This is a genomic window from Cellvibrio sp. PSBB023 (assembly GCF_002007605.1).
Taxonomy (GTDB): domain Bacteria; phylum Pseudomonadota; class Gammaproteobacteria; order Pseudomonadales; family Cellvibrionaceae; genus Cellvibrio.
The window spans coordinates 1,698,090-1,724,690 of record NZ_CP019799.1 but is presented as its reverse complement, the minus strand read 5'-3'; the positions used below and the strand labels follow the sequence as shown (position 1 = coordinate 1,724,690).

Genomic DNA, 26,601 nt, shown 5'->3' with positions numbered 1-26,601 from the left:
CACATAAGCTCTGCGTTTCCCCATTAAGGCTCCATCCTGTCGCGGCATAGTGACCTCTCATTAATTCCAGGGAGATCACTATGAGTCGTTCACTATTATTCAAATTTTTGGCTATTGGCTTATTGATGCTGTTACTGCTGATTCCGCTCGCCATGATTGGCAATTCTATTGACGAGCGGCGTGAATACAGCGAACAAGTGGTGCGCGATATAGCGCGAAGTTCGGCTTACAGTCAAACCTTGGTGGGGCCAGTTCTGGTTGTTCCTTACACTAAAAAGGAGCGTTACTGGATGCTGAATAATGCAAAAGAAAAAGTCCTTCAGGAGCGCCAGGTAGAGGACAAATTGTATTTTTTACCCGATAGTTTTCGCTTGAATAGTGCTATGACTACCGAATCGCGCCAGTTGGGAATTTACACTGCACGGCTCTACCATGCAGATACTCTCATTGATGGTCATTTCAGCCTGCCGCTTAACTATGGTATTCAAACCAATCTGGCAGATTACACCTTTCACGCTCCATTTGTGGCGATGGGGATTAGTGATATTCGCGGGATTAAAAATTCACTGCGGTTGACCTTGAATCAACAAACTTATGATTTTGAGCCCGGTTCACAGCTAAAAATACTGGGCGATGGCGTGCATGCAAAATTGCCAAAGGGAGTTTTTTCTGGCGTGGCTGTGCAAGCACAGACCTTACCCTTTTCGTTCGCCTTGCAGTTACAGGGTACGGAGCAGTTTCATGTGGCGCCCGTCGGAAAAGAATCCCATGTTGAGCTGCATTCGGATTGGCCGCATCCACGGTTCTTGGGCGATTTCCTGCCGGTGGAGCGCAGCATTGACCACACAGGGTTTACTGCGCGTTGGCAGACATCCTATTTCTCCACCAACTTTGAGGAGTATTTTTCTACTTGTATTCGCACCACGCAGTGCGATCCATACCAGCAGCGGCAATTTGGTGTGAGTTTATTAGAACCGGTAAATTTGTATGTAAAAAGTGATCGCGCCATTAAGTATGCGTTGTTATTTATCGCACTCACCTTTGCCAGTTTCTTTTTATTCGAAGTATTAAAACGCTTGCAAGTTCATCCGGTTCAATATGGTTTGGTAGGTCTGGCACTGGCATTTTTCTACTTGTTGCTGTTGGCATTATCCGAACATATTGCCTTTGTGGCGGCCTACGCGATTTCCTCGTTTGCATGTGTGGTATTAATTGGTTTTTACGTGTCCTACGTGCTGCAAAGTGTTATGCGCGGCGCGGCGTTTAGCATGGGTTTGGGATTTTTATACCTGCTGTTGTATGGCTTATTAAGCGCTGAGGATTACGCCTTGTTGATGGGCGCATTGCTACTGTTTGTGGTGCTTGGCCTATTTATGTTGTTAACCCGCAAGGTGGATTGGTACGCATTGGGTGCAACCAATAAAACCACCAATAGTGCTGTCAGTGGTACCGCCTATAGCGCCGCGCAGGAGCATTAAGATGATTGAGCTAGTGGCGTCGTGTTTGATTGTGGGTTTGCCGGTGTTGTTGGGGGCCTTATTCACTTATTGTTTGTGGGGCCGTGGCTGGCGAGGGCGCGTGATTTTATTGGCTGTTGTGTGCTTTATGGGCTCGGAAGTTTATGCGCTCAAGTATCCGCAGAAACAGCTGAAAGAGAATTATGCACGGGTTATTAGTTGATAGCATAAATGGAATGTTGGTTGTTAAATCGTAGGTTGGGTTAGCGGCGAGTTTAACGAGTCGCGTAACCCAACATTCGGTGGGCGGCGACACTGTTGTTGGGTTACGAGGCTCGCGCCGCTCGCCTCTAACCCAACCTACGGTGCTGTTTATTTTAAAATGGTTTCGATTGTTGCGAGTTCATCCGCACTGAAATCAAGGTTGTTTAATGCAGCAACCGAGTCATCAATTTGTGCAGGGCGACTGGCCCCAATCAGGCAGGTGGTGACGGCATCGTTATGCAATGTCCAGGCGATAGCCATTTGTGCCAGGGATTGGCCACGTGATTCTGCCAGCGTATTTAAGGCTTGTACTTTTTGCAGTTTTTCCGGAGTGATGTCCTTGTTGTTCAGGTAAATCAGTTCAGGACGCGCAGCGCGGGAGTCGGCGGGGATTCCATTGAGGTATTTATTGGTTAACACGCCCTGTGCCAACGGCGAAAAGACAATAGAGCCAACACCTTCTGCTTTTAATACATCGGTTAAGCCATTTTCAATCCAGCGATCAAACAGGTTATAGCGAGGCTGATGAATCAGTAAGGGGGTGCCCAGCTCACGCAATATACGCGCCGCTTCCCGGGTTTGTTCCGGTTGGTAGTTGGAAATACCCACATACAGCGCGCGGCCTGAGCGAACAATATAATCCAGGGCTTGCATGGTTTCTTCTAACGGTGTTTCCGGGTCCATGCAGTGGTGGTAAAAAATATCAAAATAATCCAGACCGGTGCGTTTCAGGCTTTGATCGCAACTGCTGACCAAATATTTACGGGAACCGCCAATACCATAAGGGCCAGGCCACATGTCGTAACCGGCTTTGCTGGAAATAATTAATTCATCGCGGTAGTGGGCGAAATCCTGTTTGAAAATATTGCCAAAGGTGGATTCTGCCGAGCCAAAATTGGGACCGTAGTTATTGGCTAAATCAAAGTGGGTGATACCCAGGTCAAACGCACGGCGCAGCATATTGCGCGCATTCGCCTGGGAATCCACTGCGCCAAAGTTTTGCCACAAGCCCAGCGACAAACGCGACAGGCGCAGGCCGCTTTTACCGCAGCGTTGGTATTTCATGGTTTTGTAACGGTCGGGATGGGCAACGTAAAGCGGGTTGGGCTCGTGGGTAATCATGCGTGATCCTGTCTATTTTTTTTGAGGTGTTGATAAAACCGATGTTATTGCCTGAGGGCGGCGATTTTACCTGAAAATCGCCAATGTCTGAGTTGTGCCAGTGTAAAGAAAGGTGGCGATTACCCTACGAAATGTGTGGCATGGTCGACTAGCAATAAGCCCCAGAGTGCCATCACACAGAGGTTGCCAACGACATAAGCACGGAAGCGGTTAATCACATTATTGGAGGTTAAATGAATCCAACTGTGGGCAGCACGTGCCAGTACAAACAGCCAGGCGGCGATGATGATCGCACTGCCGTCTACGCGCATTGCAATAGCAATTGCACCGGCGGTGTAAAACAGTACAGGCACTTCAAACAAATTGCTGTAATTGCGCGCTGTTTGGGTGATGTCATCGGGTATGTCGCCGCTATTCAGGCGAAATTGCCCCAAGGTTAAGCTGCCGGTTTTGAGTGCTTTAATGCGCAAAAAGAGCAGGCGAAAAGCCACCAGAAACGTCAGTAAAACCATAGCAAACAGGGGGTAAATCATCATGATGCTCCTTATATGGTGTGGCGATAGCATCAACTATAGTTCAATTCCTGAGCAGGTATCCCCGGGCTCGCGCCGGGTTTCGGGCGGCTCATGCACAGTGCAGGGGGACATTCGCGCTTTCTGGCACTATAATGGCCGACTTTGCGAGCGGCCTCCGGTGCTCCTTTAATTCAAATTACTCGCTAATTCATAAACATCACCACAAGGTAGATTCATGATTATCAAGCCAAAAGTCCGCGGTTTTATTTGTACCAATGCGCATCCACAAGGCTGTGCTGCCAACGTTCAAGAGCAAATCGCTTTCACCAAAGCCAAAGGCCCTGTTGCCGGTGCGCCTAAAAAGGTATTGGTGTTGGGTTGTTCAACCGGTTTTGGCTTGGCATCACGCATTACTGCAGCCTTTGGCGGCGGCGCAGACACTTTGGGCGTATGCTTTGAAAAAGAGCCGTCTGAAGCTAAAACTGCCACTGCCGGTTACTACAACACCTCGGCATTCCACGATGCAGCCAAGGCAGAGGGCTTGTACGCTCACACCATCAATGGCGATGCGTTCTCTGACGCTTGCAAAGAGAAAGTAATTGCTGAGCTGAAAAACGGCATTGGCAAAGTGGATCTGGTGATTTACAGCCTGGCATCGCCACGTCGTACCGATCCCAAAACCGGTGAAGTTTATAACTCGGTATTGAAGCCAATCGGTAAGGAGTACACCTCCAAAAACCTCAATACCGATACCCTGAAAATCTCCGATGTCACCATTGAGCCTGCGTCCGACGAAGAAATTGCCAACACCGTTAAGGTAATGGGTGGTGAAGATTGGGAAATGTGGATCGATGCCCTCAAAGGCGCTGACTTGCTCGCCGACAATTTCCAAACCGTTGCCTACACCTACCTGGGTGACAAACTGACTTGGCCAATCTACGGTAAAGCGACTATCGGTAAAGCCAAAGAAGACCTGGATCGCGCAGCTAAAACCCTGAGTGCAAAACATGGCGGTAATGCACGTGTTGCGGTGTTAAAGGCGGTTGTCACCCAGGCGAGTTCTGCGATTCCGGTCATGCCGTTGTACTTGGCGATTCTGTTCAAAGTCATGAAAGCGCAGGGCACTCACGAAGGGTGTATCGAGCAGATCCAACGTTTGTTCAAGGAGTGTTTGTATTCTGCGACGCCTCGCTTGGACGATGCCAATCGCTACCGTGTGGATGAACTGGAACTCGATCCTTCTGTGCAGCGCCCGGTGGAAGAGATCTGGGAGCAAGTAACAGAAGAAAACCTGTTCGAGCTGACCGATTTCGAAGGCTACAAAGCCGAGTTCTTGCGCCTGTTTGGCTTCGGCATTGATGGCGTTGACTACGATGCGGAAACAACTCCGCTGGTGCAAACCAACTTCTAAGATGGATTGCACTAAAATCCCTCGCCTTGGCGGGGGATTTTTTATCTACTCTCTGAGTATTGGTTATTCAATACTGTGGAAAAAACGCTCAGTGCGCGGCAATAAGTAATTTTCATAATCAAGTGACATTACAACACTGCGCGAGCGACCAACAAACTCGCTGCGCGGTACAAAGCCGATCACGCGCGAATCGGCACTGTTATCACGGTTGTCGCCGAGCATCAAATATTGGTCTGCCGGTACTGTCACTGGATCAAAGTTTGCGTAGGTTTTCGCATTTGGATTGATGCGAACAATATGGTGTTTACCGGGTAAGTGCTCCAGCCAGTCTCCATTGGTGGCGGCTGTGTAGCTAACTGCTTCGCCATTGATATAAAGACGGTTGTCTCGCATGGCTACTGTATCGCCTGGCACGCCAATGACGCGTTTGACCAAGCGTTTGTCCGCCACTTTGGAGTCAAATACGGCAATGTCACCACGGGCAGGGTCGGCAATTTTGTACAGGGAAATATGGGTGAAAGGGATTCGAAGGTCGTATGCCATCTTGTTCAGGCCAATTCGATCACCTTCGACGAGAGTCGGTTTCATTGATCCACTGGGGACATCATTCCAATCGGCAATAGCGCTGCGGAAGCAGAACATCAGCACTAAAAACAATAAAAGCGAGCGGTTTTCCATCCAAAAATGTTTCATTAATTATCCCTCGAGTTGATCCAGGCTGCGTTATACACAAAAATGTGCAGCTTTTATGACATTAAGGTCTCAGACGAGTTCACAGGTTAGAAGAATGCGATTATTGAATCATTTGCGCGCTGTGCTAGTCACAGCCATTTTTTCCATCACTATTATCATGATCTCGGTGCCGGTGGTGGTGTTTGCGCTAGTGAAACTGCTGATACCTGTGCCTGCGTTGCGCCGTGCTATTGACCGGCTATTGGATGCTGCGTCCAATGTGTGGATTACCTTTAATACCTGGCAACAAGAGCACACCTTGCCGACTCAGGTAGAGGTGGATGGCTTGGGGAATTTGAGCCGCGCGGAATGGTATATGTTGATTGCCAATCACCAGTCCTGGCCGGATATTTTGGTATTGGTGCGTGCCTTTAATGCGCGGATTCCCGGGGTTAAATTCTTTTTCAAGCGCAGTCTGTTGTGGGTGCCTGTATTGGGGCTTGCGCTCTGGGGGTTGGACTTTCCCTCCATGCGCCGCTACTCCAAGGCCAAGCTAGCGCGTCACCCCGAGCTTAAAGGGAAGGATATAGAGCAGACGCGCAAGGCCTGTGAGCGTTTTCGCCATCACCCGGTCACTATCATTAACTTTCTGGAAGGTACCCGGTTTACTCCGGCCAAACACAGCCAGTTGCAGTCTCCTTACCGCCATTTACTGCCACCCAAAGCCGGTGGTTTGGCTTTTACTCTCGCTGCCATGGGAGGACAGTTGCACCGCTTACTGGATGTCACCATCTATTACCCGGAAGGGATTCCCACCTATTGGGATTATGCATGCGGACGGGTTAAACGCATTCGTGTGCATATTCGCCAATTGCCCATTCCACCGGAATTGATTGGCGATTACAGCGAGGATTCTGAGTTTCGTGCGCGCTTCCAGCAGTGGGTTAACCAGCTTTGGGCAGAGAAGGATGCACTGCTTGATACCCTAATCCGTGAGGAAAACGCGAGTCGCGATAAAATAAACTAGGAGACTGCTTGTCTTGCCGCTATCCTAGTGGTGGAATGTTCGATTGGAATTGTTCCATAGACATCGACAGGAGGGCCGCATGTTCTACACGCTGAATGATCTTTTTGCCAAATTAGGTCTACCCAACTCTCCCGCCGCGATAGAGGCTTTTATTGAAAAGCATCGCCCGCTACCGCAAGCCGAACCCTTGGCTAGCGCTACCTTCTGGACTGCTGAACAAGCGGCATTCCTGCGTGAGGCCCGACAGGAGTACTCCGACTGGGCTGAGGTTGTGGATGAGCTTAATTGCTTGTTACGCGACTGAGATTCCCATCACCCTCAACTGAAACGACCGGCCTTGCGCCGGTCGTTTTCATGTGGAAGTCAGCTTTTCTATGTTATGGTTCTATCTCACTAGATAGAGGTAACAGGATTGACTATGTATAAATTAACCACCGCGTTTGTTCTCACCGCATTTGCCACTGCCAGTTTTGCCGAGGATACGAAAAAGCCTTGGGACGTTGAAGTCGATATCGGCGCTATCTCCACCTCCGGTAATACCGATACCGCCAGCCTGCAATTCAAGGTGGATGCCAAGCAAAATCTGGAGAAATGGGAGAATCAATACATATTTAATTCGCTGTTTAAACAGGACAGTGTGAAGCAGGACGATAACAGCAGCCGCAAGGAAAAAACGGCAGAGAAGTATTTTGGTTCAGCCAAGTTTGCCTATTTATTGGGTGTAGAAGAGTCCTACCTATTTGGTTTTGGCTCTTACACAGAAGATAAGTTTGGTGCTTACCGCTCTTACACCACTGTGGCGCTGGGTTATGGTAACTGGTTGTACTACAGCCCGACATTTAACTGGTTTATCGAAGCGGGTCCAGGTTATTTTGAAGGCGAAAAGGTCAATCAAAGTTCAGATCCTTTGGTGCCGGATAGCATTTCAGAAGAGAGCGGTGCGATTTTGCGTGCGGCCACAGCGCTGGAGTGGAAGATCAGTGCAAACGCTACCTTCAAGCAATTGATCAGTGTTGAATCCGGTTCGGACAATACCCGTACCCAAACTGAAACATCGCTGGCTACCAGTATTAGCGAGCGCATGAAAATGAAAGTGGGTTTAACTGTAGCCAACGACACCGATGTTGCACCTGGCAAGGAAAAAACAGATACCACGACCTTTATCAATTTGGTGTACAGCTTTTAATTTGCCTCGCTACAGGCAACTACAGTTATCAGTATAAAAAACACACGCAGCGGATCAGGCGGCGTAAAAAGCCGATTGATCCGCTGCGTTGCATTATAATTACCGTTTTTCATTGATGGCCGACATGGCCTATTCAACACTAGATTATCTATCACTATGGCTTCACCGCAATTTAACCGTGCCTTACTTGCTCCGCGTCACTGGCCTACCTGGATTGGTTTCGGGTTTTGGTTTTTGATTGCGCAATTACCTTATTCCTGGCAGATGGCGTTAGCTCGCCGTTTGGCGCCATTGCTGCGCTTGAATAAAAAGCGCCTGAACATGGCGCGCACAAACCTGCAGTTGTGTTTCCCGCAAAAAAATGAGCAGGAGATCGAGCAGTTACTGGCTGACAATTTACAGTCCACGACCATGGCCATTTTTGAAACCGGGATTGGTTTTTTCTGGGCCAAATCGCGCTTGCGCAAACTTTTTAGCATTACCGGCCTGGAACATATTGAACAGGCAAAAGCCGAAGGGCAGGGAGCATTACTCCTCAGTTTGCATTTCACCACCCTGGATATCGGCAGCGCCATGCTCGGTGTTTGCGTGAACTACGATGGCATGTACAGCCCACATAAAAACAAAGTATTTGATTACGTACAAAAAGTGCGCCGTGAAGCTTATGTCAAAGAGGGCATTGCCATCAGTCGCGATAATGTTCGCGCCATGGTTGGGCAACTGCGCAAAGGGCGCATGATTTGGTACGCACCGGATCGCGACCTGGGAGCAAAAGTATCGGTATTTGTGCCATTTTTTGGTGTGCCTGCCGCCACAGTGACAGCCACGGCGCAATTTGCCCGAATGGGGCGCGCCAAAATTATTCCCTTTTCGCAATATCGCCGCGCTGATGATAGTGGCTATGATGTGGTGATTCATGCTCCGTTTGAGAATTACCCCACGGGTGATGAACTTGCAGATGCGCGCCGCGTTAATGAATTTGTCGAGCAAGAAATTTTAAAAGCACCGGAACAATATTTGTGGGCTCAGCCGCGTTTTAAAACACGGCCAGAGGGCGAAGCAAAAATTTATTAAGGTTGTTTTTCTGCCGGTGCTGCCGGCTGGTCAGAAAAATGCACCTGCCCATTTTCATCGGTCCAACGATAAATACGGGTGGGTGTGTCGGTGTTATCTTCTCCCTTGCTATCAGCAGGTTGGTATTGCGTTTGATCCACCACCTCATAGCCACTCATGCCGTTAGCGGCGATTGTCTCCTGGCTAAAAATAATCTGCGTAAGCTGATTGAGTTTTGGGTTCATCATCAACGGCAATTTATTGGTGGCATTCAGTTGTTGCTGGAATTCCGGATCAGTCACAATCGCAATCACTCGCGGGTCATGCTTGAGCATTTGTACCCGGTTCCAGGCATACACCATTTTTTCGGCAGCGGCTTGCGTGCCTGCATCGCTACTGACATCGGATTGCGCCATGAGCGCTTGCATACTCGGGTTTTCAATTAAGGCTTTAAACTCAGGGTTGCGTGTTAACGCCTGAGTGTCACCTGTTGTTAATAGCGATTGAACATTTTCATCGGCGAGAAGACTTTGCATCTGACCGCTATGGCTCATTTGCTGCACATGCCCGAGCATAGCCTGCGGGTCTTGTACAAAAGCTTTGGCGACTTGGCTGGCGGTTTTGTCCTCCACTGCCAGATCAACCAGTGTTGCGGCGGCAGTGCCCATGAGTTTTTTTGCGCTGGCTTCAATAAAACTGTCATTGGCTTGCTGCAAATCGCGTAGCGCGGGCACGGCGGTTCCTGGCGAACTATTCGCAGCGGGATTGGTATTTATCGCTTCAGCAGGCGGTTTTGTATGGAGAGCTGACTGTGTTGCTGGCAAACCGGCGGGTAATAATAAACCCAACAGGTAAACAGCTAACAAACCTGTCAGGGCGCCAACAAGTACCCCGACACCTGCGCCGCCAATTTTAGATCCAGTGTTGGTGATCTTGTTGTCCGGAATTAATTTTCCAATGCCTGTCAGCAACAAGGACACAACAAAACTAACCAGTAAAAAAATCCCAGCGCCTGCGACAAAATAAACAATCACACCGGTTAATGCCGTATGTTGCATCAGTAAGTTGGCGGTCATAGGGGTGAAAATCAGCGCAGCCGGGTAAGCCACCACCCAACTTAAAATACGGGTGATGGAACCGATAAAACCTTTTTGGTAGCCGCGCCAAATAAAAAAGATAAGTAACGCAAAAAAGACAAGGGTAGTGATTTTCATAGTGGGTTCCTTATCTGCGCAAGCATGTCATGCAAGGCTTAAATGGAGAGACGCAGGTTGTTATTAATCTCGCGTGTAAATTCAGGTGTTACACCAGCGGTGCGCGCAAAGGTTTGCCATTGACTGACAACTTCAATCACCTCATCAATAATGCGCTTTGCTTCTTTGTTGAAATTGCTGATTAAACCTGCCGCACTGAGTAAATCATGGCGGGTAAAATTATCGCGTTTACCATTTAAATTCAGTTGATGTGAATTTACCCAGGGTGATCCGGGTTTGTAGCTGTAGGCTATATCAAAGGCGGGTGCCAATTGCCAGTGCGCTCGTGGGCCGGGCAGAATAAAACCTGTATTTTTACTGTGATCGTCATGGTTGCGTGCCACTATGTTAAATACCATGCGCCGATAAATTTCTATCGCCTCGGCGCGGGATAACCGGAGTTGTCGCGCCACGGCGAATAATTGTTCATAACTGTAGTGGCCCGGTTTTTTAAAATCGGCATGATCCATCGCACAGAGCGATTGATAATGCACCTTGTGATTGCCAATACGATCAAAACGTTGTGTTAAAAAATGCGCGCGTTCGCCATCGGCTAATAATTCGCAGTGCGCCATCCTGATGCCGGCGGCTTTTGCCATTAAATAGTAGGCATATTCCATGCGGCCAAAACCTTGTGGGTCGCCAAAGGTTTCGCGGTTATTACCCTGCTCAACTACACCATCAAATTTTAATAAATAATGTTCAAATCCCTCGGGGCATCCACTTGTCCTGAGCGAATTTCGGTGCGTGTAGTGTTAATTGCAACCAGAGCCTTGGCGCGTGCGCCACCGGCGGATGTGCCTACTTGCAGGATCGCCGCTAAATCGTCATTCCCTTTGTGTTGCAGTGAACTGCTCAGGCCCGCGCGCTGATCCAGTACTTGTTGCGCCATGCTAATCAGCGATTCCAGTTCCAGTTTGCTGTGAGAACTGTGTGCCTGCCGCAGTGCGGGGGCATACTCAAGGGCGCCCATACCGCGCTTGCCACTGTAAAGCAGCCGCTCAAGTGGATTAAAACTCGCTGCATCGCGCCCGCTACGTGCCAGCCAGGCGTTGATCACCGCATTGCCAAAATCATCCGGCAGGGTGTCGGCAAAACAGGCTGGCAGCCCTTTATAGGTATCGTGATTGAGTTGGGGAAAATGAAAAATGCGCGTGCCATCCGCTTGGCTGGGCATGTGCAAGGGGGCAATTTGCACCCCCGTTTTTATCCATTCCGGGGTGTACTCAAAGGTTGCCGTTGCTGTTTGTGGGGCCCAGGCAAGGGCGCCTACCAGCTTGTCCCACAGCCATACTTCCGCAAGGTTTTGCATTACCAATCCAGCCCCGGTTCTTTCACGCCGTCAGTATCGCGTGCTGCTGTTGTTTTGTAGTGTGTTACGCGCGCGCGCTGGCGTTGCTTGCCGCGCAGTTTTAATTGTTCGAGTGGGCTTGCCGGGGTATCGGGTAAAAAGTTGTCCAATTGGTCCAGCGCATTCAGGGCGCGCAGGGCAGCAATCATATTTTCCAGCTTGCCACCGCCAGCCACCAGTTGGCGATAGCTTTTGGCGGTAATGCCTATCTCTTCTGCCAGCATTTGCTGGGTCATGTTCTGCGCAAGCCTCAGGCGCTCAAGGCGTTCGCCTAATTCGGCGGCAATGGCACTGTTGGTCATGGATTGGTAGTTCATAGTAGGTATTAAATTACCCTTAAATTACTTTAATGATTAATTAATGGTTAATTTATACCCATTATTGAAATTGTCAATTTTTAGGTAAATATATTCTCTTTATTGTGATTTTTTGCATTTAGTGGGTATTAAAGTATCTTTTATTTTATGGTTAATGTGATAGGTTTGACATAATCATGGATAATCACCAGGGGTGTGGTGCGGGTTATTCCTGGGTCAGATTGGCAAAGGTGGTGCGTAGTAATTGGGTAAAAACAGCAGGCTTTACTTCTACTTCCAGGCCGCGTCGCCCTGCGCTGACAAAAATAGTTTCTTGTTGTTGTGCGGAGGTATCAATAAAGGTACGTAATGCTTTCTTTTGTCCTAATGGGCTAACGCCGCCTAATACGTAGCCGGTAATGCGCTCAACTGCCACTTTGTCGGCCATAGCTGCCTTTTTGGCGCCAGCGGCTTTGGCGATATTTTTCATGCTTAGCATGTCCGCAACAGGGATCACGCCCACGGCAAACTCTTTTGCATCCAGCATGACCACCAAGGTTTTAAAAACGCGGCTGGCATCTACCCCTAATTTTTCCGAGGCTTCCAGCCCGTAGGATTCGGCTGCAGGGTCATGGCTGTATTCATGGATTTTAAAATTCGCTTTGGCTTTTTCCAGAGATTTAATGGCAGGTGTCATAAAGAAAATATTCTATGAATAAATGTTCGTGCTTAGTGTATCCCAATCTTCGGGTAAGGGGAGGGCAGCATGGTTTACTGAAGTGCTTGCATTAGCGTAATTAGCCGCGCAATACGTTCATTAGACAGTTGGCGATAATCCGGGTAGGGCGCCACAATCAAACGCGCCTCTTTGTTGATTGCAAAATAATTATCTAACCAGGTCAGGGGCGGTAAAGGTAACTGCGCTGCATAGGTTTTCCCAGCGATGATATGAATAGCAGGCGACGTCTTATCAGCTAGTGGTGCACTAAAAAGCAGGGCTTCTTGCGAGTGTGGCTGAAATAATTCAAGGTCGCGATATTCTTGCCAGCTATGCGGTAAATTATTGCGTGCGTGTAATTGATGCCAATCAAACAGCAGCTTCGCATACACATTAAAAGCTTTGCGCCAATGATTGCTGCTGTGCTTCACAATATGTGTTAGCTCGCCCATCGCTAAACAGCGCAATTCTGTCATGGTGGGATAATCATCAAGCGGCGGGCGATTGGTGATATAGAACCTGATACAGGCATTAGGTGAGCCCAATCCTATAATCTTGTGCGGCATAGCGATACGCTCAAATACAATTAAAATGGGAGTTGTCAGTGTGCGTATTGTAGTGTTTTTAATGAATGCAACCTAGTATATCGGTAGCCTGTGATTGGTTGTGCTTAATAGCAAACAGTGGAAGCCTAAGCTCCCACTGCATCTATGCTGGTATAGGTTATTGCTAAAAAGTAAACTGCAAACTCACACTGGCAAAATCGACATCCATACCAATATCATCCTGTTGTAGCACATCAAATTCATCGCGTGAAATATTGAAATCGAAACGCTCATATTCGACACGCAAATCAAGGTTGTCCGACAAACGGAATTTTGCACCGCCACCCCAAAATGCTTCGTTACCATCATAATTATCGCTGGCGTTAATAGCTGCTATGGAAGCATCGGCATCCCACCATAATTGACCGCCTTTGGCATAAAGCGAAAAATATTGGTTTATCGGTGCTTCCAGAATAACTGCTAGAGACTTACCGTCCGCATCTAGCGTTAATACATCATTTCCGGCTTTATCAAAATCGATATAGGCTGCTTCCACGCCGATGTATTCGTTAAATTTAACCAGAGCAAATATCTTTTTGGCTGCTTCATCCTCTTTGAATTCATTATCCTTTAATTTGGTAAGGCCATAACCTGCACCCAATGAAAACTCAGGATGTAATCGCCAATTACTGCCTTCTTCTGAATCTGTTTGTGCAGCAGCAACCGAAGAAATCATGGCAAGACTCAGGATTGCAGAAGTTTTAGTGAACATAATGTAATCTCCGTTTAATGATTTGCTGGGTGTACAACAGCAAAATAGCAATCCCTATGCCAATCAATTAAATGAGCAGGTTTTCTGCGGGTTTGGTGATTTTTCTATAATGTAAAATATAAATATTTACATTTTTCAGTAGGATTTTTTACAACGAAAGTAAAATTTACAAAAGATGTAGGAAGATGGATTTTTAATTGTTCAGTGAGTTGGGGAATTGCCGGAATCTTCTTATCGACCCAACGATCAATAAGAAGAATTAGGCGTTATGTCGGGATTTATCTCACCATAAACCTCTTCAGGGTCTATGCCGTTCATCAGTAGGGTTTCTCTCACCGTTTGAATATGGTCGAGCACGGTTTGGTATCTATCACCGTATTCGTATTTGTTTACTTCGATAGCTTTTGGCATATAACAAAAGGCAATTTTTAATGCTTGAATCAGGTCTTCATTTGTTGGATTGGTCATAGCGTTCTCCGTGTACGGGTAGGTTGCTGGTGAGGAACGAACCGCAACAGCGATTCTATACCCAATATAAAAGTTAACTTTCTGCGCTTTTTAATAATATTTCTTCAATAATTTTTAGCGAATCTCCATTGTCATTAAGCCAGCTTTGTGGGCCTGATCTTGCTGTTCCTGCGACTAATGCGGCTGCATAAGATGACGAGCTGAGTAGTAAATCTTTAGTTAAAAGGTAATGGTTTTCGGTTTTAGTTAACGTTCCATCTTTTACCCAATCTTCCTTAAGTTGCGCTAGTTTTCCTGGCATGCTGGGGTTGAATAGATCTGAAACTTGCGAGTTCTTAAATAGTACGAATCCATCATCTGTTTGCTGACCTTTTGCCAATAATCCTTTTACAGTAAAACTAAATATATATTGGCTTAGTGTTGAGGTGCTCGCTTGAGATGATTGTATTTTTATTGGCTCAAGAACTTTATGGCCTAAAGTACCTAATACGATTTTAAGATTATGGATAAATTCTTCCATTGCGTCTTTATCTGAGCGAGGAAGAAGTGATTCGGTAGGGGTGTTGCCATTTTCAATTTTATATCTGTCAGCGATTTTCGCTAGGCTGGTAATACGCGATTCAAGATATTTGATATGTGCTTTAGTCAAGTTTTCATCTTTGCTCGTGAAAATGATTACCTCATTCCAAAACTCCTGATCTTTATCTTGTTGAGTCAGTCTTTTAACGACATTCTCCGATTCACCAACATAAACTTTGTCACCCACTTCAGCTGTTTGCTTTTCAAATAAAAAATAGACCCCCGGCCTTTGAGCTTCATGCCAATCTTTTAATTCCACAAGCCTGCTTCGTGGGCAAGCAACTGCTTGCCCAGACCAATTTGCTATTTCCACATGGCGTATACCTGAAGGAGAGGCATCGGCTAAATAAACTGTGACCTTTCTTCCGAATTGCATATAAAAATCCTAATATTTAGATGTCTTGTTGTTCGCCAGCACCCGGCTCATAAGCCAACACCGGACTCATCCATCTTTCAATCTCCTGTATACTAACTCCCTTACGCTGCGCCAAACTCTCAACCTGATCTTTCTCAATCTTGCCGGTATTGAAATACTCCGCTTGCGGATGCGCGAAATACCAACCAGACACTGCTGCAGTTGGCAGCATCGCAAAATGCTCAGTCAGTGTGATGCCGGTATTTTTCTCGCCGTCCAACAATTTAAATAATTGCGTTTTTTCGGTGTGATCCGGGCAGGCGGGATAACCGGGGGCAGGGCGGATGCCTTTGTATTGTTCTTTGATTAAATCTTCGTTGGATAGATTTTCATCGCGATCGTAGCCCCAGAATTCTTTGCGCACGCGTTGATGCATGTGTTCGGCAAAGGCTTCAGCCAAGCGGTCGGCGAGGGCTTTTACCATGATGCTGTTGTAGTCATCGCCTGCGTCTTGATATTGCTTGGCGAGTTCTTCTGCGCCTATGCCGGTAGTGACCGCAAAGCCGCCGATGTAATCCTGTTTGCCGGTTTCTTTCGGTGCAACAAAATCCGCGAGTGAATAATGCGGGCGCGATTCCATGCCTTGTTTTAAATGCTGCTGGCGGATGTGGTGCAAAGTATTGATTTGCTTTCCATCCGCATCATATACGGCGATGTCATCGCTGTTGATCGTATTCGCTGGCCAGAAGCCAATCACGCCGTTGGCGCGAATCAGCTTTTCATCGATCAATTTACGCAACATCTGTTGTGCATCGGCAAATAAATTGCGTGCGGCTTCGCCTACAATTTCATCCTCTAGTATTTTGGGGTATTTCCCGACGAGATCCCAACTGATGAAAAACGGCGTCCAGTCGATAAAATCCACCAGTGTATTTAAATCGTAATCTTCAAATACTTTTACGCCGGTAAATGCAGGAGCTGGTGGGGTGTAATTATCCCAATTCAGTTTTAGCCCTTTGGCGATAGCTTCGGGGTAGGAACGCACTGTGCCGCGTGGTTTGCGGTTGGCGTTGCGCTCGCGTACCTCTATATACTCTTGCTTGAGGTCTTCCACAAATTTGGGGCGCAGTTCGTCAGACAGTAATGTGCTGGCGACACCTACGGCGCGTGAAGCATCCGCAACGTAGACTACTTGGTTGAGTTTAAATACTGGATCAATTTTTACCGCAGTGTGTGCTTTGGAGGTGGTAGCGCCGCCGATCATTAGCGGTTTGTTAATGCCTTTACGCTCCATTTCGCGCGCGACAAATACCATTTCGTCCAGCGATGGTGTGATCAAACCTGATAGGCCGATGATGTCGCAGTTTTGTTCGATGGCGGTGTCCAGAATTTTATCGCAGGGTACCATTACCCCAAGATCAACCACTTCAAAGTTGTTGCACTGCAACACTACGCCGACAATATTTTTGCCGATGTCGTGTACATCGCCTTTTACGGTAGCCATCAAAATTTTGCCATTCGGTTTTGAGGCTTCGGTTTTCTCGGCTTCGATAAAGGGTTGCAAATAGGCAACGGATTGCTTCATGACGCGCGCGGATTTCACCACTTGTGGCAAAAACATTTTACCGGCGCCGAATAAATCACCCACCACATTCATACCATCCATGAGTGGGCCTTCGATTACATCGAGTGGGCGAGGATAGTGTTGGCGCGCTTCTTCGGTGTCTTCAACGATATGGGTTGAAATCCCTTTTACCAGAGAGTGTTCAATGCGTTTTGCAATCGGCAGTGAGCGCCATTCGGCATCTTCTTTCGCTTCACCGGTTGAGCCATCGCCACGATATTTATCGGCGATATCGAGCAGTGCCTCAGTGCCGCCGCTGTGACGGTTGAGGATTACATCTTCAACTTTGTCTTTTAATTCTTGCGGTAAATCGTCGTACACCGCCAACTGGCTGGCGTTAACGATACCCATGTTCATGCCGGCTTTAATCGCGTGGTACAAAAATACCGAGTGAATCGCCTCACGCACCGGGTTGTTGCCACGGAACGAGAAGGACACGTTGGACACACCACCGCTTACACCTGCGTGAGGCAGGTTGGTGCGAATCCAACGGGTGGCTTCAATAAAATCGACCGCGTAATTGTTGTGCTCTTCAATACCGGTGGCGACCGCAAAAATATTTGGATCGAAAATAATGTCTTCGGGTGGGAAATCCAGTTTGTCGACCAGCGTGCGATAAGAGCGCTCACAAATTTCTTTTTTACGCGCCATAGTATCGGCTTGGCCAGTTTCATCAAATGCCATTACGACTACGGCGGCACCGTAGCGCATACAGAGTTTGGCTTTTTGCAGAAACTCTTCTTCGCCTTCTTTTAAACTGATGGAGTTTACAATCGGTTTGCCTTGAATACATTTCAAGCCAGCTTCGATCACATCCCATTTAGATGAATCCACCATAATCGGTACGCGGGCGATATCCGGTTCACCGGCAATTAAATTCAAAAAACGCACCATGGCTTTTTCAGCATCAAGCATGCCTTCGTCCATGTTGATATCGATTACCTGCGCACCGTTTTCCACTTGCTCCAGTGCCACTTCGAGTGCGGTGGAATAATCTTCTTCTACAATTAATTTTTTGAAGCGTGCAGAACCGGTAACGTTACAGCGTTCGCCGACGTTTACGAATAACGAATCTTTAGTGATGTTGAACGGCTCTAAACCAGAGAGACGGCATGCTGGTTCGATATCAGGAATTTTGCGCGGAGCGTATTTGCTCATCACATCAGCGAGTGCTTTGATATGCGCGGGTGTGGTACCGCAGCAGCCGCCGATAATATTTAAAAATCCGCTTGCCGCAAATTCTTCAACAATATCCACCATCTCTTGTGCAGTTTGGTCGTACTCGCCAAATTCATTGGGCAAACCGGCGTTGGGGTGCGCGCTTACAAAACAATTCGCAACGCGCGACAATTCTTGTACGTACTGACGTAATTCTTTTGCACCCAGTGCACAGTTCAAACCCATGCTGAGTGGGCGAGCATGGGCGAGAGAGTTGTAAAAGGCTTCTGTGGTTTGGCCAGAGAGTGTGCGGCCGGAGGCATCGGTAATAGTGCCGGAAATCATAATCGGCAATTCAAAACCGACGTTATCAAAATAGCGTTTTACTGCAAACACCGCGGCTTTCGCATTGAGCGTATCGAAAATAGTTTCGATCAAAATAATATCGGCACCGCCCTTGACCAAACCGTCCATCGATTCCAGATAGTTTTCAACGAGCTGATCAAAGGTCACGTTGCGCGCGCCGGGATCATTTACATCCGGCGAAATAGAACAGGTGCGGCTGGTTGGCCCGAGTACACCGGCAACAAAACGTGGTTTGGCGGGATTGCGTGCGGTGAATTCGTCGCAAAGTTCGCGCGCGAGTTTTGCGGAGGCAAAGTTCAGCTCGAAGCTCAGCTCTTCCATGTCGTAATCGGCCATGGAAATACGCGTGGAGTTGAAGGTGTTGGTTTCCAGAATGTCCGCGCCGGCTTCAAGGTAGGCGCGCTGGATCTCGCGGATCACTTCCGGTTTGGTGATGCTGAGCAAGTCGTTATTGCCGGCGATATCCATATGGTAATCCGCAAAGCGCGCGCCGCGATAATCCGCCTCCTGCAGCTTATAGCTTTGGATCATGGTGCCCATACCACCATCCAGAATCAGGATGCGTTGGGTAATGGCGTCATTCAGTGCGTCTATGCGGGTTTTGAGCGGAGCTGGAATCGTCATGGAAAACCTATAGAGAGAAAATTGCCGCGATGACAGGTTTTGTCAGGCAATATCAAAAAAGATTGATATAGAAAATTGGCGCAAATTCTAGCAGAAAAGACGCTACAGGGCGCGTATTCCGCAGGGATAGGCGGTATCTGGGGCAGTTTTTCCCTATGTTATGGGCGCGTTAGGCATTGGCTATAGGGGCAATAGAAATTTAGCGGCTTCTTTTCGGGCTCTGCTAGTGCCTGCTGGCGCAGTTTGCAGTAGAATACCCGAGTAAATTAATCGGGTATTATTTGTACTTTATTCGACGTTTGTTCGTAAGTACGTGTGGTTCCCACAGATTTCGCAGAAAGGTTTATATGGTTAACGTCGATATCACCGAATCCGCTCAAGATTACCTGAAAGAATTGCTCGACAAGCAGAAAGACAATGATGGCATTGGCATCCGCATGTTCGTGGCTAACCCTGGCACCCCCAATGCAGAAACTTGCATTGCTTACTGTCGCCCGGGCGAGGAAAAAGAAGGTGATGTGATTGTGCCGCTCAAGGGTTTCAAAGCCTATTTTGAAGAGCGCAGCCTGCCGTTTCTGGAAGATGCCAAGGTGGATTACTCACCTGACCGTATGGGCGGCCAACTGACGATTCGGGCTCCTAACTCCAAAATGCCGCGTGTGACTGACGATAGCCCATTGGAAGATCGCATCAATTATGTGTTGTATAACGATGTAAACCCCAGCCTTGCTTCCCACGGCGGCAATGTCAGTTTGGTGGAAATTACAGAGGATATGATCGCCGTATTAAAGTTTGGTGGTGGTTGCCAGGGCTGCGGTTCTGTAGCGATTACCCTGAAGCAGGGCATTGAAGTACAGTTGATGGATAAGCTGCCGGAGCTGAAAGGTATTCGCGATGTTACCGATCACACGGATCGCTCTAACGCTTATATGTAGTTGATCACTGGCGTGATCCTGATAAAAAATCCCGCTGCGGTTTTTCCGGAGCGGGATTTTTTTATCAGACTTAAAGGTATTTCTTCGAATGTTCTTTAAAAAAGGTGACAACCTCAGTATTCATTTATTTGCCACACAAGTAATGAGGCTTGTCACCTATATATTGAATAGCTCTAGATTCTTGAAATACTGATAGCACCAACACTAGTTGTATAGTGCACGAGCGTTTTCGTATTGAATGTATCGCGATGAGTTTTCTTGCCCTCATGCCAAACACACGAAACATTATCATCACTTACCTGCTCAACAGTCATGCTCGATCCGCCTGACTTTAACTTAACTACATCACCAACTTCAAATTTTTTGTCCATTTCAACTTCCCCTCGTATTTACATTGGCTGACAAAACTTACAAACACAAAATAGCCAATTAAGTAACACCACTTAATCGCTTAACTACTTGATTCATCGTGTAATGCACAAACTGAGATCCCAGCTCCGTCAGCTCATATTGCTTTTTATTTTCAAAAGCGGACTCCATAGTGCTTGAACTGCTAGACGATTTGCTTGTGCTCTTTATAAAGCGACCGTCATATGTAGTTTGGCGGTGTTGTCTAATTACACCACCGGTACTTAAATCCCGTATTAAAAGCCGAAAAAGATCCGCCTCCGCGCTATCTTCTCGCGGAATAGTTTGACTAACCGAAGTCCATATTCCTAATCGAGTGATTCCAGGTTTCTGGTATATCGCGCGTATTACCTTGAAATGTATCTCATGGTAGGTATCAAGCCAGTCATTAAACAAACGAATTTGATCATCAGGACATAAATTTGATGCTGCCGCATTAGATATTAGGTTAACAACATACTCCCGTTTTTCATGAGTTTCCGCCTCATCCCATGACCTAAAAGCTCGGCGCACTAACGCCAAATATTCATCAGATTGAATTCGTACCTCGTAATCCTCATGAACAGACTCTAAACGATCCGCAACTTCATCTAAGGTCATCATTAAGTATTGAACTTTTTCTTTATGCACTTTCAGCCATTCTTCATACAGCTCATTTACTTTCCCTTGCTCCTTTTCTCCATGAACAGCTGCTGCCGCAGAAAAAATAGTACCGACCCAAGGAATAGCACTCATTGCATTTGCAATCACTCGACAGTACTTGCCCCATTTATCTTTCTGCTTTAGAACGGCCAAATCAAAAAAGATAAACTCTTCAGTTCGACCAAGACTGACTTCTTTTTTTTCCATATATTTAACGTTGTTCGTAGAGTTAATATCTAAAATGGTGCATCAAGGATAAGATTTGGTTGCACTATCTAGCTTCGGAATATGCAGTCCTAATTAATCCAACAATAGCATCTGCCTCTTGATGAGTGAATGTTATTTTCCCACCGTTATGACTAAGAATTACAACATTTTCTTGTTCAAAAAAACCATGGTTTGCATCACTCCCATAGTTTTTGACGTATTCAATGGCTTTAGCTTTAGGGATAGGAATTGACCAAGAACAGATTATTAAAATTCCAAATTCATTAGCTTGTGCCAAAACTTGATCGATACGTCTTTCAAACTGAAGCTGTTCCATATTCTTTCCTATATAAATGAAAAAATTTACATGTTTTTTGCTGCTGGTTTTAGCAAAAAAAGCAGATGCACTTAACTAGTGAATTTATTATGGGGTGTTTAGTGCAGCAAGTTCCTGATGCAGTTCATTCTTCAGTCTTTGCAGGTCATTAACTCCTGTAGCTAAATCCCATTTAAATTTAGCATACGCCATAGAATCAATAGACGTTAGCTCTCGATTTCGCTCAAATTCATACATGCGATATATGTCATTTACAAAAGCAGAAACATGCTCAACATCAACGAACCCATATTGTTGATTTAACAATTCAATTTCTTCTTTGATACGCACATTGCCATCGTATTTTGAGCTAACGAGTTTTTCGAGCTTTACCAAGTATCTTGCGATTGATTTTATTGCAGAATCTAAAAATAAACCGTTCATAAGCCGCCCTCTACGTTATTCGAATTGTAAAAGATTGGGGCTCATTAAAGCGATTCAACTAGGGAGGTATATGATTTTTTTTCTGTCAATACGTTTAATTTTTACATTAAAGTTATAAACAAATAGGTGGAATAGCTCAAAATGAATTGAGCTTAAGACAAGGTGAAGCTTAGATCATTACGAAGTGCGATTTACTAGTGCGCACCGACTACAACGGAGTCTCCCCATCTCCAACTGTAGTATAAGTCTTGCAGCGAGTACACATTGGTCATTCCAGTCCATGGATCGGACGTAATAATACCCCCACTAGGATGTATACCTTGCAAAACTATGTAATGCCCGACTGGGCCAGCGGACGGCCTAACGAACGCAATCACTTTCCATCCGCTTACAAGTGTTTGATATAACTCCTGAGGCGTTCCTGGTCTTCCTGCTTGCCAAGAAGTAAATCCATATGATTGCAAAAGCATAACTAATTCTTGAAGGTGTGCGGGACGGTTCATAGGCCATCCATCTAACCTAGCAGCAATTTGCTCTTGTGATTGGTAGACGCCAGCAGAAGCCATAACATCTTGAATTGATGAAGCCCAACACCAGTTATCAGCCCTTTGTCTTTCAATAGCATTGGAAAAACTAGAAATTCCATAAATTAGTATAGCGCCCACAAAAGTAATAACTTTCTGCATTTTAAACTCCTGTAAAAATTGAACCATCATTACCACTATTTTTGCCCAATTATTTCAAAGTACTAACATCTCAGTCATCCTCCAGAACCATCGTCACAACCACATTTGCTATCTTATACAATGTCGCATTTGGATGATTGGCGCAGAATGCTTTTGCTGACTCTAATAAGTATTCCTCACTCCATTTTGCCGCTTGGTCAGGAATATCACTAGATTTACCTTCAGAAAGAGTTAAAGCCATATTCATGGCAAGCGCTCCAGAATAATATCCAAGAAGTCATTGCCCTACAGAGGCTTCAGCCGTGAAATCCTCGGGCACTAATTTTTTACATGCTGTAGTGCCGACCCCTTCAATCGGTGCAACCTGCGCTGTAGAATCAAGAGTTACAATACCAATTAAAAGTATAAGTGCGTTCAGAAGGGGGATTTGTGTTTTGACATTAAAACCTCCTTGGTTGAAATTGAAGACGTTTTACGATTTGAATAATTAATATAACGGGGAATTAGTATTAGTTAAAATTATCTTTTGCATGGTGTCAATTACGCAATATAACGCATCTCACTAAGCGAAATGTTATTAAAAAAATTGTTTCTATGCTGCAAAACTAAGGAAAGGGATAGATATGTAAACTTCATTGATTGCGAAGCACTTGCTTCGCAATCAATAGCCAATTACTGAGTTATGCCTTAGTGTGCGGTGCGTTCAGTGGACTGTTGCTTGTTGTTGAGCGCGTCGCCGATGAGTGTTTCGTATTCCCCGGTTTGCATTAGCTCCAGTAAACCTTTGTCCAATTGTTGCGCCATCCATCGTGCGCGGGGGCTTTTGTGCGAGAAGGCAACGTAGACATCGCCACGGTGATTCAAAAAGCGTTTGTCAAACAGGCTGCTTTTTAACTGCATTTTTCGCATATTAAATTCCGCTTCATGCTCAAACATAATGCCGGCATCAATGCGCCCTTGCTTGAGCATGCGGATAATTTGCGACTGTTGGGATACTTTTATTTCATTGAAACGGTGGCGATGGTTTTCATATTCATCGCCGTATTCGTAGTCGCGAATAACACCTACCCGAAATTTGTTGGGAATATCCTGAAAGGATTTAACTCCCGGATGGGTGCCCGGTAAAAAAAACCAATAGGCTTCAACGGTAAACAAAGGCACATCGCCAAAAATGTATTTCGCCTCGGTGGTGGATTGGCGATTGACGTTAAAGCCGCCGTCGATTTTGCCTGAGTCCAGATCGTGTAAAACCCGCGCATAAGGCAGTGCTTGAAAGCTGGGTACTACACCATTTTTGGCAAAGGCTGCTTTGATCAATTCCGTTGAGATTCCTTGCCCTTCTTCATCGCTATAGGGTGGCCAGGAGTTTTCTGCCCCGAGGCGAACATTGACTAAATCCGAATTGTTGAGGGTAGGCGTCGCGCTGTGTTCAGGTGTGGCTGGCTGGGCTGTTACAGTCAATGGCAGGACCCAGAAGCAAAGTAGTAGAAACACATAGCGCGGGGATTTGCTCATCGGTAAAAACTCCTAACCAAGTGCGTCTGTAATATAGGAATCGAAGCCTAATCGCATTTGGTTATATGATCAATAAGTCAAATGAACACCCTGACAATTAGGGGTGTAAAAATCGCATAACAACTTTTGTTATTGTTTGAAGGTGACAATCATTCTCATTGTTAGTGATAATGATTATTGATAGTGTGCGCAGGCGCAAAACCTCCACTTTCATTCCTATTAAAGGGCTTGTTATGAAATCCACTCATTCGCACATAGTTTCCAAAAAGCGTGCGACGGCGTTGCACTTGGGCGCAACTGCCTTGTCTTCAGCACTGCTGTTGACGGCTTCCGCTGTTATGGCCGATGACGCGCCAGCGCCAGCCAAAAAATTGAATACGGTTAAAGTTGAAGCCGATGCAATCGGCAGTTACAAAGCAGACAAGCTTAGCTCCCCCAAGTTTACCCAGCCTTTGGTGGATACCCCCCAAACACTGGTCGTGGTAAAAAAAGAATTGTTCCAGCAACAGGCGGCAACCACCTTGAGTGAAACGCTGCGCAATACGCCCGGCATTACCATGTTGATGGGCGAGAATGGCAATACCTCCACCGGCGATTCGATTTTCATGCGCGGCTTTGATACCCAGGGCAGCATTTTTGTGGATGGCATTCGCGATTTGGGTAGTATCAGTCGCGATACTTTTAATACCGAACAGGTTGAGATCGCCAAAGGCCCCGCGGGAGTTGATAACGGTCGCGGTGCGGCATCCGGTTATGTGAACCTGAGCAGCAAGGTGGCCAATCAGGAAGACGCTATCAGCGGTAGCGTGACCGGCGGCACCAGCGATTACGCGCGCGCAACCCTCGATGTCAATAAAAGCCTATCCAGCACCACTGCTGTGCGTGTCAATGTGATGAAGCAAGAGGCGGGTGTAGATGGCCGCGATGAGGTGGAAAATAACGCCCAGGGGTTTGCGGCCTCGCTGGCATTGGGTTTGGGAACTGATACGCGCACTTACATTAATGTCTTGTCTGTTGAACAGTCTGGCGTGCCGGATGGTGGTGTGCCCACAATCGGATTGGATGGTTATTACAACGCGATTTTTGCGACCGGCGCACTGGCGGGGCAAACCCCGAAACGGGTCGATACGGAAAACTTTTATGGCTCCACCGGCGACTTTAACGATATGAAAGCCAATATGGTCACAGTGCGCATCGAGCAGGATTTGGCGGAGGGCGTGACCCTGCGCAATACATCCCGTTATGGCCGCACCAATCAGGATCAGCTATTGACGGGTATTAACGCCGTCACCTTTACCACACCGGTAAATCCGGATTCCTGGACCATTTCCCGTTCGCGCCAAGGCAAGGATCAAACAAACCAGATCCTCACCAACCAGACCAATCTGACGGCATCGTTTGACGCCGGTGGCATCAAGCACGATTTGGTATCTGGCGTTGAGTTCATCTACGAGAGCCAACTCAATTACACCATGGGGCTGCCATTTACATCGGCCAATTCATCGACCACTGTGACGCAAGCGCCAGCTAACCTCTACAACCCGAGCACCAGTGATGTGTTCCAGCCGGTATTGCGTACAGGCGCCAAAACCGATGGCGAAACCACAACCTACGCTTTCTATGCGCAAGATACCGTTACGCTGAACGACCACTGGGAGTTAAGTGCCGGTGTGCGCGCTGATCGCTTCCATACCAAGACAGACGTAATCACCCGTCAGGCTGCGGTCACCGCTCCGGCAGTACAAACTATTCCGGTGGGAACTTTGGTGGCTAGCGATGCCCACTTAACGGACGATTTGTTCGGTTGGAAATTGGGTGGTGTGTATAAGCCGGCGAGTAATGGTTCTATTTATGTGAGCTACGCAACCTCCGAGTTACCACCGGGCGGGGCAAACTTTGCGTTAAATACCACCAATGCCAGCAATAACATCAACAACCCCAATCTTGATCCGCAAAAGGGCACCAATGCGGAGCTGGGCACCAAGTGGAATGTGTTGGATAACAAATTGTTCCTGACAGCGGCACTGTTCCGCAGCACCAATGAAAATGAAATCGCCACCAATCCTGATGGTTCCTCCGTCGCTGTCGGCGAGAAACAGGTTGAAGGTGTGGAGTTGGGCGCGGTGGGTTCATTGACCGAGAAGTGGCAAATCAGCGCCGGTTTGGCATTTATGGATAATGAAATCACCCGCGGTAATCGCACGGTTGATGATCCTAACACCACTGCGAATGAAGCCTCCGGTAACAACGAAGGCGGCGCGATCCAATGGTCACCCAAAACAACCTTTACCTTGTGGAGCAGCTATACCTTTGACAGTGGTTTGCAGATTGGCGGCGGCGCACGTTACGTGGATACCATGGTCAGTTCCAGTATTGTTAATCCACTGGCCCAGAGCACACGTTCCGTACTGGAGTTTGGTGATTATTGGGTATTTGATGCCATGGCCTCTTATCCCTTTAGCAAAAACCTGAGCCTGCAACTCAACCTGCTCAACATTACCGATGAGGATTATGTGGCCAGCTTGAATAACGGCGGTTCGCGTTACTATCCCGGTGCGCCTCTGTCAGCGCGCCTGGGTGTGAACTTCAATTTTTAAGGGTTTGATGGGAGTCTATGCAGGGGCGCAACAGG

Annotated in this window: 28 protein-coding genes and 1 pseudogene; 9 read left to right on the top strand and 20 right to left on the bottom strand. The window is 47.0% G+C overall.

The window, feature by feature from the left end; genetic code table 11:
- The first annotated feature begins 80 nt into the window (after positions 1 to 80).
- Both creD and B0D95_RS07725 read left to right on the top strand, forming a co-directional pair.
- A complete protein-coding gene (gene creD, locus B0D95_RS07730; protein WP_078043358.1) occupies positions 81 to 1,478 on the top strand; it encodes a cell envelope integrity protein CreD in 1,398 nt (465 codons plus the stop codon).
- A 1-nt stretch (position 1,479) separates the two neighbouring features.
- Positions 1,480 to 1,680 carry a hypothetical protein gene (locus B0D95_RS07725; protein ID WP_078043357.1) on the top strand — a complete coding sequence of 67 codons (201 nt, stop codon included), beginning with the start codon at positions 1,480 to 1,482 and terminating at the stop codon, positions 1,678 to 1,680.
- Positions 1,681 to 1,829: 149 nt separating this feature from the next.
- On the opposite strand, the gene mgrA is transcribed toward B0D95_RS07725, so the two are convergent.
- A complete protein-coding gene (mgrA, locus tag B0D95_RS07720; RefSeq protein ID WP_078043356.1) occupies positions 1,830 to 2,843 on the bottom strand; it encodes an L-glyceraldehyde 3-phosphate reductase in 1,014 nt (337 codons plus the stop codon).
- Between the two features lie 119 nt (positions 2,844 to 2,962).
- On the bottom strand, positions 2,963 to 3,379 hold the full coding sequence (locus B0D95_RS07715; protein WP_244904480.1) for an MAPEG family protein: 417 nt from the start codon (positions 3,377 to 3,379) through the stop codon (positions 2,963 to 2,965).
- 214 nt (positions 3,380 to 3,593) lie between these two features.
- Between B0D95_RS07715 and fabV the strand changes: the two genes are divergently transcribed.
- The gene (fabV, locus tag B0D95_RS07710) at positions 3,594 to 4,769 is read left to right on the top strand and encodes an enoyl-ACP reductase FabV (protein ID WP_078043354.1); all 1,176 of its coding nucleotides are present in this window, start codon (positions 3,594 to 3,596) and stop codon (positions 4,767 to 4,769) included.
- A gap of 63 nt (positions 4,770 to 4,832) precedes the next feature.
- Here fabV and lepB read toward each other — a convergent pair whose 3' ends face one another.
- Complete coding sequence (gene lepB / locus B0D95_RS07705) at positions 4,833 to 5,462, bottom strand: signal peptidase I (RefSeq protein WP_078043353.1); 630 nt, start codon at positions 5,460 to 5,462, stop codon at positions 4,833 to 4,835.
- 94 nt (positions 5,463 to 5,556) lie between these two features.
- Between lepB and B0D95_RS07700 the strand changes: the two genes are divergently transcribed.
- The 4 genes from B0D95_RS07700 to lpxL all read left to right on the top strand — a co-directional run bounded on the left by B0D95_RS07700 (position 5,557) and on the right by lpxL (position 8,728).
- The gene (locus B0D95_RS07700; protein WP_078043352.1) at positions 5,557 to 6,468 is read left to right on the top strand and encodes an acyltransferase; all 912 of its coding nucleotides are present in this window, start codon (positions 5,557 to 5,559) and stop codon (positions 6,466 to 6,468) included.
- 79 nt (positions 6,469 to 6,547) lie between these two features.
- Positions 6,548 to 6,772 carry a DUF2789 domain-containing protein gene (locus tag B0D95_RS07695; protein WP_007642266.1) on the top strand — a complete coding sequence of 75 codons (225 nt, stop codon included), beginning with the start codon at positions 6,548 to 6,550 and terminating at the stop codon, positions 6,770 to 6,772.
- 114 nt (positions 6,773 to 6,886) lie between these two features.
- Entirely contained in the window at positions 6,887 to 7,654 is a 768-nt protein-coding gene (locus B0D95_RS07690; protein WP_078043351.1) for a YdiY family protein, read from the top strand.
- Between the two features lie 156 nt (positions 7,655 to 7,810).
- Positions 7,811 to 8,728 carry an LpxL/LpxP family Kdo(2)-lipid IV(A) lauroyl/palmitoleoyl acyltransferase gene (gene lpxL / locus B0D95_RS07685; protein ID WP_078043350.1) on the top strand — a complete coding sequence of 306 codons (918 nt, stop codon included), beginning with the start codon at positions 7,811 to 7,813 and terminating at the stop codon, positions 8,726 to 8,728.
- On the opposite strand, the gene B0D95_RS07680 is transcribed toward lpxL, so the two are convergent.
- The 10 genes and pseudogenes from B0D95_RS07680 to metH form a co-directional block, all read right to left on the bottom strand.
- Positions 8,725 to 9,921 carry a CvpA family protein gene (locus B0D95_RS07680; RefSeq protein ID WP_078043349.1) on the bottom strand — a complete coding sequence of 399 codons (1,197 nt, stop codon included), beginning with the start codon at positions 9,919 to 9,921 and terminating at the stop codon, positions 8,725 to 8,727. The genes lpxL and B0D95_RS07680 overlap by 4 nt on opposite strands.
- A 38-nt stretch (positions 9,922 to 9,959) precedes the next feature.
- Positions 9,960 to 10,613, bottom strand: a pseudogene (locus tag B0D95_RS20805) (type II toxin-antitoxin system HipA family toxin); the annotation flags it as partial.
- A 35-nt stretch (positions 10,614 to 10,648) separates the two neighbouring features.
- Positions 10,649 to 11,272, bottom strand: a complete 624-nt coding sequence (locus B0D95_RS20800; protein ID WP_246841753.1) for a type II toxin-antitoxin system HipA family toxin — start codon at positions 11,270 to 11,272, stop codon at positions 10,649 to 10,651.
- Positions 11,272 to 11,628, bottom strand: coding sequence for a helix-turn-helix transcriptional regulator (locus B0D95_RS07670; RefSeq protein ID WP_246841752.1), 357 nt, complete (start codon positions 11,626 to 11,628; stop codon positions 11,272 to 11,274). The genes B0D95_RS20800 and B0D95_RS07670 overlap by 1 nt, the downstream gene beginning before the upstream one ends.
- A gap of 205 nt (positions 11,629 to 11,833) precedes the next feature.
- The gene (ybaK, locus tag B0D95_RS07665; protein WP_078043348.1) at positions 11,834 to 12,304 is read right to left on the bottom strand and encodes a Cys-tRNA(Pro) deacylase; all 471 of its coding nucleotides are present in this window, start codon (positions 12,302 to 12,304) and stop codon (positions 11,834 to 11,836) included.
- 74 nt (positions 12,305 to 12,378) lie between these two features.
- The gene (locus B0D95_RS07660; RefSeq protein WP_078043347.1) at positions 12,379 to 12,891 is read right to left on the bottom strand and encodes a hypothetical protein; all 513 of its coding nucleotides are present in this window, start codon (positions 12,889 to 12,891) and stop codon (positions 12,379 to 12,381) included.
- A 163-nt stretch (positions 12,892 to 13,054) separates the two neighbouring features.
- On the bottom strand, positions 13,055 to 13,642 hold the full coding sequence (locus B0D95_RS07655) for a porin family protein (RefSeq protein ID WP_246841751.1): 588 nt from the start codon (positions 13,640 to 13,642) through the stop codon (positions 13,055 to 13,057).
- A 246-nt stretch (positions 13,643 to 13,888) separates the two neighbouring features.
- Positions 13,889 to 14,110 (bottom strand): penicillin-binding protein, encoded by a 222-nt coding sequence (locus B0D95_RS07650; RefSeq protein WP_078043346.1) that lies wholly within the window; start codon positions 14,108 to 14,110, stop codon positions 13,889 to 13,891.
- Positions 14,111 to 14,183: 73 nt separating this feature from the next.
- The gene (locus B0D95_RS07645) at positions 14,184 to 15,065 is read right to left on the bottom strand and encodes a GIY-YIG nuclease family protein (RefSeq protein WP_078043345.1); all 882 of its coding nucleotides are present in this window, start codon (positions 15,063 to 15,065) and stop codon (positions 14,184 to 14,186) included.
- A 16-nt stretch (positions 15,066 to 15,081) separates the two neighbouring features.
- Complete coding sequence (gene metH / locus B0D95_RS07640; protein WP_078043344.1) at positions 15,082 to 18,816, bottom strand: methionine synthase; 3,735 nt, start codon at positions 18,814 to 18,816, stop codon at positions 15,082 to 15,084.
- Positions 18,817 to 19,163: 347 nt separating this feature from the next.
- Between metH and nfuA the strand changes: the two genes are divergently transcribed.
- Positions 19,164 to 19,751, top strand: coding sequence for a Fe-S biogenesis protein NfuA (nfuA, locus tag B0D95_RS07635; protein ID WP_078043343.1), 588 nt, complete (start codon positions 19,164 to 19,166; stop codon positions 19,749 to 19,751).
- A 173-nt stretch (positions 19,752 to 19,924) separates the two neighbouring features.
- On the opposite strand, the gene B0D95_RS21105 is transcribed toward nfuA, so the two are convergent.
- The 7 genes from B0D95_RS21105 to B0D95_RS07605 all read right to left on the bottom strand — a co-directional run bounded on the left by B0D95_RS21105 (position 19,925) and on the right by B0D95_RS07605 (position 23,969).
- Positions 19,925 to 20,065 carry a hypothetical protein gene (locus B0D95_RS21105; RefSeq protein WP_371453646.1) on the bottom strand — a complete coding sequence of 47 codons (141 nt, stop codon included), beginning with the start codon at positions 20,063 to 20,065 and terminating at the stop codon, positions 19,925 to 19,927.
- Between the two features lie 115 nt (positions 20,066 to 20,180).
- Positions 20,181 to 21,008, bottom strand: a complete 828-nt coding sequence (locus B0D95_RS07625) for a hypothetical protein (protein ID WP_078043341.1) — start codon at positions 21,006 to 21,008, stop codon at positions 20,181 to 20,183.
- Between the two features lie 64 nt (positions 21,009 to 21,072).
- A complete protein-coding gene (locus B0D95_RS07620; RefSeq protein ID WP_078043340.1) occupies positions 21,073 to 21,345 on the bottom strand; it encodes a hypothetical protein in 273 nt (90 codons plus the stop codon).
- 87 nt (positions 21,346 to 21,432) lie between these two features.
- Positions 21,433 to 21,768 carry a hypothetical protein gene (locus B0D95_RS07615; RefSeq protein WP_078043339.1) on the bottom strand — a complete coding sequence of 112 codons (336 nt, stop codon included), beginning with the start codon at positions 21,766 to 21,768 and terminating at the stop codon, positions 21,433 to 21,435.
- A gap of 194 nt (positions 21,769 to 21,962) precedes the next feature.
- Positions 21,963 to 22,454: a papain-like cysteine protease family protein gene (locus tag B0D95_RS07610; RefSeq protein ID WP_168172421.1), complete on the bottom strand. Its 492-nt coding sequence runs from the start codon at positions 22,452 to 22,454 to the stop codon at positions 21,963 to 21,965.
- Between the two features lie 70 nt (positions 22,455 to 22,524).
- Positions 22,525 to 22,701 carry a hypothetical protein gene (locus tag B0D95_RS20555; RefSeq protein ID WP_168172420.1) on the bottom strand — a complete coding sequence of 59 codons (177 nt, stop codon included), beginning with the start codon at positions 22,699 to 22,701 and terminating at the stop codon, positions 22,525 to 22,527.
- Between the two features lie 440 nt (positions 22,702 to 23,141).
- Positions 23,142 to 23,969, bottom strand: coding sequence for an ABC transporter substrate-binding protein (locus B0D95_RS07605; RefSeq protein WP_078043337.1), 828 nt, complete (start codon positions 23,967 to 23,969; stop codon positions 23,142 to 23,144).
- Positions 23,970 to 24,202: 233 nt separating this feature from the next.
- Between B0D95_RS07605 and B0D95_RS07600 the strand changes: the two genes are divergently transcribed.
- On the top strand, positions 24,203 to 26,566 hold the full coding sequence (locus B0D95_RS07600) for a catecholate siderophore receptor Fiu (protein ID WP_168172419.1): 2,364 nt from the start codon (positions 24,203 to 24,205) through the stop codon (positions 26,564 to 26,566).
- Positions 26,567 to 26,601: the final 35 nt, after the last annotated feature.